9 protein-coding genes and 1 pseudogene are annotated in these 16,078 nt (G+C 56.3%); 1 reads left to right on the top strand and 9 read right to left on the bottom strand.

Annotation, left to right across the window (positions count from 1 at the left end):
- Positions 1 to 139: 139 nt before the first annotated feature.
- The 9 genes and pseudogenes from K0F75_RS25140 to K0F75_RS25090 form a co-directional block, all read right to left on the bottom strand.
- Positions 140 to 625 carry an SRPBCC family protein gene (locus K0F75_RS25140; RefSeq protein ID WP_219064667.1) on the bottom strand — a complete coding sequence of 162 codons (486 nt, stop codon included), beginning with the start codon at positions 623 to 625 and terminating at the stop codon, positions 140 to 142.
- 21 nt (positions 626 to 646) lie between these two features.
- Positions 647 to 4,114, bottom strand: coding sequence for a non-ribosomal peptide synthetase (locus K0F75_RS25135; protein WP_219064666.1), 3,468 nt, complete (start codon positions 4,112 to 4,114; stop codon positions 647 to 649).
- Positions 4,111 to 5,070 (bottom strand): diiron oxygenase, encoded by a 960-nt coding sequence (locus tag K0F75_RS25130; RefSeq protein ID WP_219064665.1) that lies wholly within the window; start codon positions 5,068 to 5,070, stop codon positions 4,111 to 4,113. The genes K0F75_RS25135 and K0F75_RS25130 overlap by 4 nt, the downstream gene beginning before the upstream one ends.
- Positions 5,067 to 5,843 carry a DUF3050 domain-containing protein gene (locus tag K0F75_RS25125; RefSeq protein ID WP_219064664.1) on the bottom strand — a complete coding sequence of 259 codons (777 nt, stop codon included), beginning with the start codon at positions 5,841 to 5,843 and terminating at the stop codon, positions 5,067 to 5,069. The genes K0F75_RS25130 and K0F75_RS25125 overlap by 4 nt, the downstream gene beginning before the upstream one ends.
- A 691-nt stretch (positions 5,844 to 6,534) precedes the next feature.
- Positions 6,535 to 7,320, bottom strand: a complete 786-nt coding sequence (locus K0F75_RS25120; RefSeq protein WP_219064663.1) for a GntR family transcriptional regulator — start codon at positions 7,318 to 7,320, stop codon at positions 6,535 to 6,537.
- 226 nt (positions 7,321 to 7,546) lie between these two features.
- Positions 7,547 to 8,718, bottom strand: a pseudogene (locus K0F75_RS26395) (transposase).
- Between the two features lie 621 nt (positions 8,719 to 9,339).
- Complete coding sequence (locus tag K0F75_RS25100; RefSeq protein ID WP_219064662.1) at positions 9,340 to 10,710, bottom strand: HlyD family type I secretion periplasmic adaptor subunit; 1,371 nt, start codon at positions 10,708 to 10,710, stop codon at positions 9,340 to 9,342.
- Positions 10,700 to 12,856 carry a type I secretion system permease/ATPase gene (locus K0F75_RS25095; protein WP_219064661.1) on the bottom strand — a complete coding sequence of 719 codons (2,157 nt, stop codon included), beginning with the start codon at positions 12,854 to 12,856 and terminating at the stop codon, positions 10,700 to 10,702. Before K0F75_RS25095 ends, K0F75_RS25100 begins: the two co-directional genes overlap by 11 nt.
- Before the next feature lie 79 nt (positions 12,857 to 12,935).
- Complete coding sequence (locus K0F75_RS25090) at positions 12,936 to 14,285, bottom strand: TolC family outer membrane protein (RefSeq protein WP_219064660.1); 1,350 nt, start codon at positions 14,283 to 14,285, stop codon at positions 12,936 to 12,938.
- 337 nt (positions 14,286 to 14,622) lie between these two features.
- On the opposite strand from K0F75_RS25090, the gene K0F75_RS25085 reads away from it, so the two are divergent.
- The coding region (locus K0F75_RS25085; RefSeq protein WP_219064659.1) for a retention module-containing protein at positions 14,623 to 16,078 on the top strand (1,456 nt) is incomplete at its 3' end.

Below are 16,078 nucleotides of genomic sequence, written 5' to 3'. Positions count from 1 at the left end.
GCAGTGAAACGATGCATCGCCGATGGTAGTGTGGGGTTTCCCCATGTGAGAGTAGGTCATCGTCAAGATTGAATTCCAAAACCCCTGTCTGCTGATGCAGACAGGGGTTTTGTTTTTGCGGGCTACTAAAGCGTAGATGTCAGGCGAACATAGTGCGCACGTTGTTCATCGCATCGTCGGCAAAAGCCTGCAGGAATGCTTGAAACGCTGGCAATGAGTCCGGCCAGTCTGAAGACGGCTCACCGACGATTGTCCATGTCGCGCGGCACTGATCATCACCCTGCTCTGCTACGGTCATTGATGCCCATAGATTGCCGATAGGCAGGGTGGTGTATATCAGCGACCAGGTCATATAACGCGCGTCATCGTCGCGAGAGTTAAGCTGTTCGACCACTACGTTGCCATCCTTGAACAGCTTCTTGCGTACTGAACGCACGCCACTTCCGGTCATCTCGCAGGCGTTCAGCGCCGGAATGAACGCCGGAAAACCAGCGAAGTCACCGACGATATCCCACACGCTTCGCGCATGGCTGGGTACTTCTACCGTAGAGACAACACGGCAACTTTCCGGGTTTTTGATCAGGGTGTCCGGTTGCAGATTTTCGAATGTGTTGATGGCATTCATTATGTTCTCCAGCGGGTTGGTTTAGATAAAGTCGATTTCTTTCAGGTACTCGCAACCTTTGTGCAGCAGAGCCTCTGTTTTTAGCGGATAGCATTCGCCCATACGCCGCACACCGGCTCGGGCGTTCTCGTGCCGGATCGTTGAGATGTCGCCGATGTCTTCTTCAAAGCCATCGAGATAGAACCCCAGCACCCCGAATAGCGCGTTCTGGCTGTCGACTCGTCTGAGTTGTTTTTGCCAATCCTCGATGCTGACCATCTCGAACTCCCGCCCCGCCTCACGGAACGCAGCCACGTAATCAGCCCAACTCAGCGGTTCGGGGTTGTGCAGGTTGAATACCGTCTGGCTGGCCTGATAACGGCTGGCATGAAAGCCAATGAAACGGGCGAGGAAGTCGACTGGCATCAGATCGAAGTTCATGGCGAACTCCGGCACCTGGCCCAATTGCATTGAGCCCTTGAGCATCAGCATCAATCGGTTCTTGTGGGGTTGGCAGACGCCAGTGACGCTGTTGAACGCGATGTTCCCGGGCCGGTAGATGTTTACCCATACGCCCTGATCCCTGGCGCGTTGCAGGATGCGCTCGGCAACCCATTTGGAGAGGTTGTAACCATTCTTGATATAGATCGGTGGGGATGCGGCGGCCGGTTGTTCCAGCACGTTGCCCGCGGCATCAATAGCGCTGCAGGCCGATAGCGTAGAGACGAAATTAAAGATTTTCTTGCTACGGCCTTCACACAGACGCAGACATTCAAAAATGGGTTCGACGTTATCCTTGATCAGCGTTTCGTAATCCTGAACATGGTTAACATTGGCTGCGTTGTGCACCAGTACGCCGAACTCACGATCGATGCGTTCATACACTTCGGCGCTGAGGCCCAGTTGCGGCTGAGTGATGTCTGCCGGGTAGACCGTCACCCTGCTCAGGTCCAGATGCCCGAGACGGTTTTCCCGCAGTGATTGAGCGAAGCGCGCTTGTGCACTTTGTCCACCGCCTTCGCGAACCAGACAAACAATCTCACTGGCACCCCAATCCAGCAGGGCTTGAACAATATGCACGCCGAGAAAACCATTGGCGCCGGTGACGATCACCTTATGCACATCCCCCGATTGGCTATCAGGCAGCACCGGAATGTCCAGCTCAGGGTCGGCATCGCGCAGTGCTTGCGCGCTGACGGTACAGGTAGATGACTGTGCGCCATCGTTGTCGATCAGTGCCGCAAGCGTGCGCAGCGTGGGGGCCTCGATGAAGCGATTGATCGGGATGCTGCGCCCGAACTGCTCGCGAATCCCCAGTAGCATCTGCGAGAGCAGAATTGAGTGACCGCCGAGATTGAAGAAGCTTTCTTCCGTGGAGATCTCGGCAGACGACATCTCAAGCAACTCCACCCAGAGATTGAGTAACTGCTGCTCTACAACCGTTTCCGGCAGACGTCGCGGTTGCGCGACGATGAAGGTGACCGGCAGTTCCAGTAAGGCTTTGCGATCGACCTTGCCATTGCTCCCGAAGGGCATACTCGTCAGCTCGGTGTATGCGGCGGGGCGCATATAATCGGGCAATGTCCGCTCGGCATGAGTCCTCAGTGCCTGACGAGCGACGTTGGGTTGGTCCTGCAGTGGCTGTGCAACAAACGCCATAATCCGCCGTTGCGCGTCGACGACCACCGCCACCTGCCGATACAACTGGCTGTCACGCAGGCAATGTTCGATCTCTTCTGGCTCCACGCGAAAGCCGCGAATCTTCACCTGGTTATCGCGCCGACCACAGATCTCTATGCCGCTGTCAGTCCATTTGCCGATATCGCCTGTGCGATAGACCCGCAGTCTTTGGCCATCGGGCAGTTTCAGATCAAGGTAACGCTCGGCCGTCAGCGTCGGATTGTTCAGATAGCCGAGGCACACGCCCGGCCCGGCGATATACAGCTCGCCGGGCGTCTGCTCGGGCACGGGTTGAAATTGCTCGTCGAGGATCAGCACCTGGCTATTAGCGATGGGCAGCCCCAAATTGCGATTGCTGCTGCCCGCTTGAAACACCCCACAGGTGATCAGCACCGTTGCCTCGGTTGGGCCATAGAGGTTGTAGAAACGGCATTGCCCGGCCAGCCGCTCAATGACGTACGGCTCGCAGACATCGCCACCGGTCATCAGATGGTCAAGCCCCAGTGGCCGTTCGAGCGGCAGGATGCTCAACAGTGCGGGAGGCAGAAACGCATGGCTGATGTGTTGGCCAATCAACTCAACCAGCAGCAGAGGATCGCGGCGCTGTTCTTCACTGGGCACCACCAGTTCCGCGCCGCTGAGCAACGTCGGGAAGATGTCGATCACTGAGGAATCGAAGCTAAGCGTCGAGAACTGAAGTACGCGGCTGTACTCGGACAGGCTCACCTGCTCGGCATACCAGGCCGTGAAATGGCTGAGGTTGCGCTGGCTGAGCAATACACCTTTAGGGTGGCCTGTGGTGCCCGATGTGTAGAGCGCCATGCACGGCGCCTCAGGGGCGGGACGCTGGCGCATCAGTGAGCGCGTGGGATCGTGCTCATCCGTGCTCACTTGGCTGATGTCTAACCCTGGCCATTGCTCACCGAGCGGATGTTGTCCGTCATGGAGTAACAGCACGGCACCGGCGTTTTCCAGAATGTACTGCTGACGCTGGGCTGGCTGACTCGGGTCCAGCGGCAAATACACAGCACTGCACCCAAGAATAGCGAGGACTCCGGCAAACAAGGCGGCTGATTTCGGCAGGCAAATACCGATTACCGGCGGGCCATCACCCGGCCCGATCCCCTGTTCTGCCAGTACACTCAGCAGTCGTTGCTGGATCGCCAGGCTGTGCGCATGCAGAGCCCCATAGCTGATCTGCTTGCCCCCGATGTTCAGCGCAATCCGCTCGGCAAACCGCGACAGGCTCTGATCCAGGCGCACAATCATCGGCACCTCGGCGAGCGCCAGCAGATGTGGCTGAGCGGTTCGGTTGAAGCGGTGTTCGAACGCCAGTTGTTCGAGTATGCGCAGCCCTTTTTGTTGCGCCGCGTGAGGGGGCTCGACAGTGGGCGCTTGAAGAAAATACTCGGCATCGCGGGACAGGCGGCTGACGTGCAGCGCGACGGTATCAACCAGCGTCGCAATCGCGGAGTCGCGTAATACCCGACCATTGCCCGAGGTGCCGGCGAGCAGTAATTGATGCGATATCAGACGTTGCCCGGAGGCGGTGCCTAACCAGCAGAGCAACTCCAGTTGCGGCAAGCCATGATCCGCAACGGGGCCGAGCCCGACGCGCAAACCCAAACGAGCGAGCGCGCTGAAGGCTTTTTCCTGCTGTGCGGTCAATGTCAGGCTGCCATCCTCGATCAGTATGCGCGCGCCGGTAAAAGGGCCCAGCGCCTGCGAATCTGTCAAACGATGCAACTGATGGCCATGCTCCTCCAGCTCCGCGGTCAACGTGGTCAAGGCCAGGCTCTGGCCAACCAGGATAATCTCAAGACGTTTCATCGCAATGATCCTTGGCTGGCCATAGAGCCGGGCAGATAGTCAGCCAGCGCCCGCTGCACACAGGGGGACTCGAGCATCGAGCTGCTGTTGAAAAAGCGCACGATGTTGCCCACCAGCGGGTGATGACGATTGATCGGGAAGGCCACTGCCAAGGCTTCCTCCTTGAGCGCTTGTTTGATTGGCTCGGCAACCGCCAGGTGATCGATTAGCGTGAAGTCGAAACCCTTCTGGATCTCGTGGGTCAGGTATTGGCGGATGAATACCGGCATGATCCGCGCGATGCTTTCGCGGTCTGACTCGGGCGCGGTATGCCAGTAGATACGCACCAGCCGCGCCCAAAATCCGGAGTGTCGTCCCTCATCAAGCAGGTGGTCGGCCATCATCCCCTTGATCGATTGCTTGACCGACTCGTCCTTGGCGAACGCGGCGACATCGTTAGTCACCGTGTTCTCGGCGATGGCCACGCAAATCAGCTCAACCGCACTGCGCAGATGATCGGGGGCCAAGGCCAGGGCAGCGGGTATCGCCCGGCTCAGCTCGATCTCCCGGGGTAGCTCGATGGGCGCGATGCCGGTCAGGGCGATGGTCTGTTGCATGAAATCCATCGCGACCAAGGCGTGGTAATCCTCATCAACGACAATGGTCATGGCGTCGTAACGACAGGCAAAGGGGAAGCGAATCGCGAAGTGGTTTTTGGCGATGCCGCGTGCCGTCTTGTCGACGATTTCTGTCTCGAAAATCACCACGTCGTTGATGAATTTGTAGAGGCTTTGCGTCAGGGCGAAATCGCGTAGGTGCGCGCACTCACGGGTGAACGTTTCACTGAGGACCAAGGGTTGGCGGCTGAGTGGGTAGATGAGTTTTTCATCGTTTTCGATGATGCGGCGCGGGCGCGTACGAATCGTCGCACGACCCTCCCAGGCATCGGCGAAGGACTGATAGTCGTCGGCGATCATACGTGGGACTCCATCTGTTCAGCCCGCATGCTCAGGCGCAGTTTGTCCCAGAGGGTCATACGGCTTTCGACGGCGGCAATGGCCGCTTCATAAACGTCGCGCTGACGCTGTTCGTCGCCATTGACCAGTCGTGCCAGAAGCTCTTGAGCTGCAGGGCCGTGATCTTCGGAGTCGACTTCGATGTGGCGTTGCAGGTAATAGCGAAAGGTGGGCGCTTGCTCAACGGTGATGCCCCAATCGTCGAGGATGCGCTGGAACATCAGTGGGATGACGCTCTCCCGTCCGTGCAGAAACGCCGCTGCCACACGATGAGCGGGTGCATGCAGCGCGGTGTCGAGAGTGTGTTTGACGAAACAATAAGCGGCCTGTCCAGCACCGACAGTCTGCAGCGCGGTTTCGTAGCTGACGCCTTCTTTTTGCAGCGCGACGAAGCGCTCGATGCGCAGCGTATTGGCACCCACTTCGCGCATGGCATCCAGGTACAACTCGAAATGGCTGTAATGGCCGTGGCTCAATTTGGTGTCCGACTCCTCACCCAATACGATTTCATTGATCAGGCGCGCAGCCTTGGGGTCTCTGGGGGGGAGCCACGGAAGCTGGGTGCAGGTCAACTCTTGCTGCAGGCGCTTGGTCAGGGACATAAAATCCCATACGGCAAATACATGGGTTTCCATGAAACGTCGCAGCACCTGAATTGAATCGATTTCAGAGAATATGGGGTGATTGCTGAGTGCTGACTTTTTGCGATCAAGCATAACTTCGAGGTTGTTCATGGGGAGCACCTTAGTTGTGACTTACAATCAACGGTTAGTGGGCGAGCATTGTGGGCGCACGAGGTGCAGCTCTTTAATTCAGACGAATAAAAGCCTCGACGTTGAACGCGTGAATAAGCAGTTATCTACCGTGGGTGGCTGTGTCCATTGCGCTGCAGGGTCAGAAGCGGCAGGGCGTCAGGTGGAACACGATTGAATGGTCAGTGGCGATGGAAGAAAAGTTAAAGCACTTCAAAAGCGTCGGGCAAGTTATTTTTATATTATTTGTTATGGCGTCTTTTTTAAGTAATGCCGTGTCGACTAAAAACCAGTGGCTAGGTTTTAGTTGGCGGCAAGCAACCCTTCCGGCTTATTAAAGTCAGAATATTTACTAACGAGTGAATGCCTCACTCAGAGTTGCTAAATAGTGGAGAAGTTAAGTTTTCGTATTTTTAGGCAGCGCTGGAATTCCTTCCAGTGGGTCCTTGCCCGTTCGACAACCTCCTTGGACAGCGCTAGGGGCTTTGAAGGTTTCTACTCTGATGCCAAAGCAAAGTCTGCGATATACACGGCAATGAAGAGGAGTAGAGCGCGGCCGCAAGCCGGGCGCGCTTGTAGAAGCAGGTCAGCGCGAGGCGCTAGAGGGGAGGGCGTTGCGAAAAAGGACGCCCGGAATGCGCCCTTGGAGGGGATCCGGTGTAGGGGATCTTAATCAAACGTGTTTCACAACCGCTGTAGCGGGTCCTTCAGCCTGGTCTGATCGGCCTGCAATCGCTCGACGTGGCTTGGCACAGCGTGGCGTTGCAGCTGAACGACTGCTCAAATACCGGGTGACGGCTTCAACACCCCTGTTAAGGTGGTGTTCGAGCATCGCCACGGCTTTATCAATGGCTTTGTCGCGGGCGGCATTGAGCAGCGCCCAGTGGTCATCCTGCGAGAGCTTACCCAAGCCCATTTCCGAGAGATTGAAGCGCAGGAAGCGCTCTTCTTCATTGAGCCCGTCTTCAACCAGGCGCAGCAATCTTTTATTGGGCGCCTTGGCGTAAAGCGCCATATGGAACATGCGGTTTAGCGTGCCGATTTCGGCGTAATCGGTTTCGCTTTCCAGTCTTTCGATACAGTGATGAGCTGCCGCTATATCGTTTTCGTCCAAATGAGGAATCGACAGGCGCAACGCCTCCGACTCCAACAGGATGCGCAGGGCGTAGGCGTCGACCGAGTCCTCATCAATCAGTGGTGCAACCACCGCACCTCTATGTGTCTCGACCCTTAGCAGGGATTGAGCTTCCAGTTGGCGTAGCGCTTCACGCACCGGCATACGACTGACGCCAAACAGGGTTGCCAGTTCTTGCTGACGCAACGCCATGCCACTGGGTAGACGTCCGTCGAGGATGGCATTGCGCAGCTTTTCTTCGATGACGGCTCTGGCCACGTGGGAAGGCAGTTGCTCACGTCCCAAGACGCTGCTCAAGAAGCTTTCGTTGTCGGTTTTCGGCATGCGCACACTTCTATAAATTTAAATTATTTTTTTTGGATCCAGCTCACGATAAGGACAGCCAGAAAACGTGTCAAACCATGAAAAAAAGTAATCTGAACCGCCTGAAATACCCGTTGCGCTTGGCCTCCCGCAGTTTAGGACAGAATCGGATTTAATGTTGTTCGGGTTGTAGAACAAGGCCTTCGTGCGCATCATCTTCTCAGGGCCGCAGGATGAGCTGTAGTGGTCAACTGATACTGGACACGGTTTTAAGTTTTTCTTCGGTTTTCGCCGGGGCCAACCCATCGTTAAATTGATGAGGTCGTATCCAGTTGTAGTGATGCATCAGGTACTGGCTGATATCTCGATGAGCTTGCTGGCCGGTCATGTAGCCAGTGGTCGGTATCCACTCTGTCTTCAAGCTCCGAAACACCCGCTCCAGTGGGACATTGACGCTCCTATGTCAACCGACGTGCCTCGACTCATTCAAATCGCCAAAATCAGGGGGTACAAATCTCGAATGATGTAGCGCTTCAAACATCTTTGAATGTCCTTGAAGGACAGTCCCTCAGCCGTTCTACGCGCTACGTAGGCCCTGGTTCGTGGATCACTGCGCTTACGCACCATAGCTATCGTCCACAACGCATTGTTGGCGGATCGATCCCCACCACGGTTCAGGCGGTGGCGAACCGTCTTTCCGGATGACGCCGGTAACGGACTGACACCGCAAAGCGCAGCGAGCGCTGACTCACTCTTCAGGCGTTCAGGATTATCGCCGGCAACGGAGATCAGGGTTGCCGCCGACTGAGGACCAACACCGAATTGATTACGAAGACGATGTGCGTACTGCTGACCAGTTCCAGTTCTCGCATCAGACTACGTACCTTAAAGCGGCCAATCTGCTCACCATCTTCCTGCATCATCGACATGATGCTGCGGCTGCCTGGAGGGCTTCGTTCTTGGGTGAACAGTTCGCTTACTCGGCTACGTAGCCTGAGCCGCTCGACGTCCGGGGTTCGCCGCCTGAGACGATGTGCGTAGTAACCAGAACGGGTGACTTCAAACACCTCGCATAAACAATCAACTGGCTCATGGACGCTTAGCTGACTGATCAGCACGTACGCTCGAGATCTTCCGACATCAAGAGCGCGGTAGATTTTTTAGTATTGATTTCTCACGTTCAAGGCGAGCGATTCGGGCTTCCAACTCCTGGATTTTTTGCTGCTCTGGTGTCAGCGCTTTGCTCTGCGGGGTGATGCCGGTGCGCTCCTGCTGAAGCTGGTCGACCCAGCGGCGCAGCGCCGATTCACCAACGCCAAGCGAGCTGCTGGCCTCAATGAAACTGTAGTTTTGCTTGAGCACGAGGTCGGCAGCCTCGCGTTTGATTTCAGTAGAAAAGGAGCGGCGTTGTTTGGTCATCTGACACCTCGATCTGGCGGGTATTCTCGCCTAAATGGGTGATCATAGATTTCATTAGACCACTACAGAGCAGACTTCCCAGCACACGGCTCAAGCCTTCGCAAAGGCGCTGTTAAGCACCCGACGATACGTCTTCAGCATCAGCGTACTGCTGATCTCTGGGGCAACGCAGGTGATAGATCTCAAGGTTAACTGCCGCATTCGTCCCACCATGAGCTGGCTGCACGATGTGGCGACTATGCCGCGGCGTGTCTTTGGTATGGCCCACGCTTGTAAGGTTCGAGATGGTGCTCGGTCAACTGTTCGGGCAGCCAGAGTGAAGAGGTGAATGGCAGCTCTGCTCCTACTCGTGCTCATGGCATCACCGCGCTACAGCTTGCCATTCACCTCTCTCACTTTTAACTCTACCCCTGGGAAGACACAAGCGCGCTTGCCCGCGATGGATCGCGAAGCAGTCCAAAACTGCTGAATGGGATGCAGACTGGAAGAATGAGTTGCCTGATTCTACGACTGCTTCGCAGCCGATCGCGCGCCTGCATTGCGCGGATTCGCCGCGGCGATGTGGTGTGTCTGACACGCCGCATCGCCAATACGTCGGCTCCACAGGGATGGTGCATCTATCTACCGTTCGTGCATTGCCTCAGCTCGGGCGCGCAGAATCGGCTTCAGCAGGTAGCTGAGAATGGTCTTCTTGCCGGTAATGATGTCCACCGAGGCGACCATACCGGGGATGATTAACAATGGGTGGTCATCGGTGCCGAGGTGGCTGCGGTCTGTGCGCAGTTGGATGACGTAAAACGTGTTGCCGTCATCGTCGGTGATGGTGTCGGCACCGATCCGTTCCAGCTTGGCTTTCAAGCCACCGTAGATGGTGAAGTCATACGCGGTGAATTTAACCATTGCTTCCTGGCCCGGGTGCAGGAAAGCGATGTCTTGTGGGCGAATTTTCGCCTCGACCAGCAACGTGTCATCCAACGGGACAATTTCCACCAGGTCGCTACCGGGCTGGATTACGCCACCGATTGTGTTGACGAACAATTGCTTAACAATACCGCGCACCGGCGAGGTGACCAGCGTACGGCTGACCCGGTCTTCCAGGGCCTTGCCGGTTGCTTGGGCCTTGCTCAGGTCAGTGCGGGCCTCATTGAGTTGAGTGAGCGCTTCGCTGCGAAATTTACCGCGGGTCTCATCGATTTTGCGCGCCACTTCCTTGATTGCCGATTCAGCCCGCGGGATAGCCAGCGTCGTGGCGTCCATCTGGCCGCGCACCTCAACCTCAGAGCGCTTGAGACGCAACACTTCAACCGGAGACACCGCGCCCTGTGCTACCAGAGGTTCGGACATTCCGATCTCTTGGCGCAACAAATCCAGGCTGTGCTTGTACTGCGATTGCTTGGAGCCGAACTCGCGCAGTTCCTGCTGCTTCTGAATCAGCTGTTCTTGCAGGCCCCCGACCTCGTCGTGCAGTTGCTGGCGACGGCTGTCGTACAGCGACTTCTCGTTAGATGCCTGACTAGGAGCAGCCTTGCGTACGTCATCAGTGATGTTCAGTGGACGATCATCCACTTCAGCGCTCAGGCGTTCTACCCGCATCATCATCGCCAAACGATCAGCTTCTGTTTCACCGACGTTAGAGTTGAAGCGGGTTGCGTCAAGGCGCAGCAGCGGGTCGCCGCTTTCGACGATTTGCCCTTCATGAACAAACAACTGAGCGACGATGCCGCCTTCAAGGTTCTGGATTTTCTGCAGCTTGGAAGACGGGATCGCTTTGCCGTCGCCTTTAGTGACTTCGTCGATCACAGCGAAATTTGCCCAAAGCACCAGGAAAACAAAGAACGCGATCAGCACCCAAATGGTCAGACGCACCACACGCGGCGCATCTTCAAACAGCGCTTTGTTGACCTCAGGCAATGGCTGCCCGAGCATCGAATCGGTGCCCTTGAAATAGCGCTTCAAGGAACCCGCCCAACCACCCCCAGACTTAAGCAACACTGATCTGCCCCTTCTTCAGCGCTTCCATGACGACGGCTTTCGGGCCATCAGCCAGGATGTGGCCCCTGTCGATCACGATCAATCTGTCCACCAATGTGAGAAGTGAGGCGCGGTGCGTCACCAGGACTACGGTTTTGTTTTCGATCACCGCTTGCAGACGCTGTTTCAAACGCTCTTCACCGGTGTTGTCCATGGCGCTGGTTGGCTCATCGAGTAGCAGGATGGGCGGGTTGAGCAACAGAGCACGGGCCAGGGCAACGTTTTGCCGTTGGCCACCGGACAAGTTCTGACCGCGCTCACCCACCTGCAGCTCGTAACCTTTAGGGTGCAATCGGGCAAACTCGTGAACACCGGCTAGCTCGGCGGCCTGCAGAACCATATCGTCTTCGACGTAACGGGCGCCGGAAACCAAGTTGTCGCGCAGGGTGCCGCTCAACAGTTGGATGTCCTGAGGGACATAACCGATGTTGTGGCGTAATTCGCTGACGTCGATCTGGCGAATATCCACACCGTCCACCAACAACGCGCCGGAGTCTGGCTGATAAAGCCCGACCAACAATTTGGCGAGGGAGCTTTTGCCAGAACCGCTACGACCGATGATCCCAATTTTCTCGCCCGGTTTTATAGTCAGGTTGAGATTGGTCAGCGCAGCGTTTTGCTGGTGCGGATAGGTGAAATTCATCTGCCGGCATTCGATGGCGCCCTGCAGTGTTTTGCGGGTAAACGGCCGCTCGTCGTAGTTACGCTCTTGCGGCAACTCCATCATCTGGTCGACGGAGCCCATGGTCACCCGCGCCTGTTGATAACGCGTCAGCAGGCCGGCCAGTTGGCCCAGCGGGCTCAGCGCGCGGGCGTTGAGCATATAACAGGCGATCAAACCGCCCATGCTCAGGTGGCCGTCGATGATTTGATAAACGCCGAAAATAATCATGATCACGCCGGCCAATTGCTGGATTAGCATGGTGAGGTTCATCGCCAGGCTGGAAAGCATTTTGACCCGCAGCTCAAGGCGGCTCAGGGTGCCGATGGTCTGCTCCCACTGATACTGGCGCTCGCTCTCAGCGTTGTTTACCTTGACCGCATCCAACCCGGCCAAGGTTTCGATCAGACTGGACTGGCGTTCGGCGGCCAGTGCCATGGTGCGTTCCATGGTCGCGGCTAATGGCTTCTGCAACGCCCAGCCGATCAACAGCGCAACCGGAAAAGCCACCACTGGGACCCACGCCAGATAGCCGCCCAGCAGGGCAATCACTAACACCACCAAAATGGTGAACGGCAAATCGATCAGGCTGGTCAGCGTCAGCGAGGCGAGAAAGTCTCGCAGCGATTGGAACTCATGAATGTTTTGCGCAAAGCTACCGACCCTTGCCGGGCGATGACGCATGGCCATGCCGACGATACGCTCGAACAGCGTCGCAGAAATGATCAGGTCAGTTTTTTTGCCCGCCAGATCCAGACACAAACTGCGCATACTCTTGAGCAGCAGGTCGAAAATATAAGCGCCGGTGATGCCGATCGACAGCACCCACAAGGTCGATGCCGCCTGGTTTGGCACAACGCGGTCGTAGACGTTCATCACGAACAGCGGCGCCGCCATGGCAATAATGTTGATCAACAAGCTGGCAGCGATCGCGTCGGCATACAGCCAGCGCGAGCGCTTCAAGGTATCGCGAAACCACGAACGCGCACGTGGAATAAGCGTGCCGTGGTTCACATCGAATTGATGCTGCGGTTGAGCAAAGAAAACTCGGCCGCTGTAATCGTCAGCTAAAAGCTCGCGACTGACGCGCACTTCGCCGCCGTCGCTTTCGCTCAGGAGCAAGCGCGCACTGCCGTCCACTGTCCAACCGAGCAATACCGCGCTGCGACCTTCCTTCAAGAGCAACAACGCCGGCATGGCAATTTCGGGGATTTGCTCCAACTTGCGTTGCAGCAAACGTCCCTGCAAACCAGCACGCGCTGCAGCTCGCGGCAATAACTCCGGGCTCAAGCGTTGTGCAGGTAAGGGCAAGCCCGTTGTCAGCATCGCCCGGCTGGCCGGCTTCTGATGCAACTGACAAAGTGCGAGCAGACCATCCAATAAAGGATCATCGTGTTGCCCGCGCGGATCATAACTGAGCTGAACTCGACTAACTTCTGATTCCACGCGGGTTACTCTTGATTAAGACTGCTGTACACACTAATACGAACCTGTACGAATGTGGCCACTTATTGAGTCGCTGGTTTTAATTCATCCCCGGCAACGTCACACGAGGCTTCACATCGTTTTGCACGACGGAGGCCATCGGCGCAACAACGCCCTGACTTTTCAACAGCTCGCCCATGGTCGCTTTGATTCGGTACTGAGTAAACATCTGAAGGTTCTTCACTTCAACCAAACGATGCTGTGCGGTAAACAATTCATTTTCGCTGTCGAGCAAATCGAGGAGTGTGCGCTCACCCAAGCTAAACTGTTGCTGATAGGCGGTGCGCACGCTGATGCTGTGGTTGACATAGTTTTGCGCAATCGGCACTTGAGCCGCAGCGTTGTTATAAGCATTCCACGCCAAGCCCAGCTCTTCGTTTAACTGACGGAGGGCATTGTTGCGAATATCCAGCGCCTGGGTTGTTTGATGCGATTTGGATTCCAGATCGGCTTTGTTGCTACCGCCATTGAAAACGTTAAAGCGCATGCGCAGCATGGCTTGCCAGTCATTGTTGTGACCGTCCATACCATCAACGTTGTTATCGGCGGTGCGGCCCAACTCGGCATCAAAACGAGGATAGAAACTCGACTTGGCAGCGTCGTACTGTTTTTCTGCAGCGGCAATGTCCGATTCTGCCGAACGCAGGATCGGGCTGTTTTCAACCATTTGCTGACGTGCTTCATTCAGCGTCGCCGGCATTGTTGCAATGTAACCCTGAGGGCGAGTCAGTTGGTCAGGCTCCTGACCAACTGCACTGAGGTAGCCCGTTTGCGAGTCGGCCAAGTTGGTCTGCTCGGTGATCAGGTTGTTGCGAGCCTGGGCCAGTCGCGCTTCAGCTTGGTCAAGGTCGGCCATGCGACCCACTCCACGGCTGGTACGCAACTGAATCTGATCGTAGATGCGCTCGTGACTTTTCAGGTTGTCTTCAGCCAGGGCGACAAACTCGCGACGCGTCAGTACATCCAGGTAAACCTGGGCGACGGTCAACGCGGTGCGCTCGGAAGTGCCCATTAAGGAGTAAGCATGGGAGTTAACGTTAGCTTGCTGACGACCCACTTCGCTGGACGTTGCGAAACCGTCGAACACCATTTGGCTCAAACGGATACTCGACTCTCCGCGGTTAAGCGTTTGGTAACCCGCGCCGCCGGCAGCGCGCGTTGTAACGCTGTCAGTGCCTTCACGGCCATACCCGGCGAGTATGTCGACACGTGGTAAGTAACCGCCTTTAGCGGCTTTCAATTGATAGTCAGCAGACATTCTGCCATTTACGCCAGCCTGAATTTCTGGATGCACATCCATGGCCCGTTGCATGGCCTCTGGCAGTGTATCGGCTTGCACACAACTGGCAGCCAAAGCGAAAGGCAAGACCTTAAAAAAGTGCGAACGCATATCGATAAATTCCCAGAGGCGATGTATTTCAATTGCTAGCGAAGAGTCGTAACGACAGTCAAAGAGGCCGCCGACTGTATGCACCTCGGAAGGTCAAAAGAGACACCGAGTCACACATTCAAAAGAGCGGGCAGCCGCGTAAATATCAAAGTGACATTAGGGTAGCGATTGTTTAGGATAGCCGCCAATAGGTCAATAGTTTGGCACGAACAATAGTGCCGAAAGTAGCAGTCAAATTATTGGCGGCCGTAATGCGCCAAAGATCCGTACATCTTGTCCTAAAGCATGTCGCGGTATGACATAAACGCCACTTGATAGCAGTACCCGGAGAGTGTCCATGAGCAGTGTTGTTGCCATCGTCAAAAGCATTGTTGGCCAAGTAGTCGCCGTTTCTCCTGAAGGCGTTCAACGGGTACTTATCGAAGGCGATCGCTTATTCCAGGGCGATCAAATAGTTACGGGGCCGGCGGGTTCTGTTTCACTTGAACTGCAAGACGGTCGGGTTCTGGATTTGGGTCGTGATACCCAATGGACCGGTGGCAACCCACAAGTTGGCCAGCCAGAGGTGGCCGCCGCCGAGAGCGCACATTCGGTCGCTGAACTGCAGCAGGCTATCGTCGCGGGCGTTGACCCTACCAAAAGCTTCGAAGCTGCTGCCGCTGGTGTAACGATCGTTGGCCCTGGCGGTGAGGCAGGCGGGGGCCATAGTTTTGTCGTGCTGGACGCTACCGCTGCTCAAGTCGCGCCTGTGATTGGCTTTCCTACGGGCACGATTGGCTCGACGTCCTTGGCTACGGAACAGCTTGTTGGCACCGCCACCACCGGCCAACCACTGCTCACTTCGACGTTGACGCTCAGGGCCACGCCGATGCTGACTGAGGCCGGTGGTGTGTTGGTTTATACCGCGTCTGTAACAACTGCGCCGCTGTCGCCGCTGGTCATCACGCTTTCCAATGGCGAGACCATCACCATCGGCGTTGGCCAAACTACTGGCAGCGTCAGCTTGACAGTGGCTGACCACAACGATGTATACATCGACCCTACCCAAATCAGCGCCACCGTGACCGGTATTGCTGGCGGTGGCGGTACCGTGGTCACGATTGATCCTACGCCAGCTGTCACTAATATTACTGACACCATCGACAACACCGGCTTGTCATTGTCGGCCAGCAACACTGTCACCGACGGCGGCCAGATCACTTACACCGCGACGCTGACCAACGCGGCGCAAACTCCAGTCACCGTGACCTTGTCCAACGGCTCAGTTATCACCATTGCGGCTGGCGAAAGCACCGGCACGGTGAATGTTGCCACGCCGCCGAACGATGTCTATCTGAATAGCAGCACCGTCAGCACTACGATCACTGGCGCGTCGGGCGGTAATTTCGAGCAACTAACCCCGAGCACAACGCCTGCGATCACCACGATTACGGACATCATCGACACCACCGGTTTGACCCTGTCCGCGCCGACTACCGTTGCCGAAGGTGGTCAGATCACTTACACCGCAACGCTGACCAATGCGGCGCAAACCCCAGTCGTGGTTACGCTGAGCAATGGCGACACCATTACTATTGCTGCGGGCCAAACCACCGGTACCGTGAATGTCGCTGCGCCTGCTGATGACGTTTACAAAGAGACTGGGGGGCAGGTTGAGCTGAGCATCACCAAGGCCGACGGCGGCAACTTTGAACACCTGGTGCCGAATACCACGCCAGCAGTGACCAACGTCAACGACACCATCGACACCACGACGGTCCATTTGACCTCTGACGTGACGACCGTGGCCGAAG

Source organism: Pseudomonas sp. UMAB-08 (genome assembly GCF_900095225.1).
GTDB lineage: Bacteria > Pseudomonadota > Gammaproteobacteria > Pseudomonadales > Pseudomonadaceae > Aquipseudomonas.
This window is presented reverse-complemented; position numbering and strand designations above follow the sequence as displayed.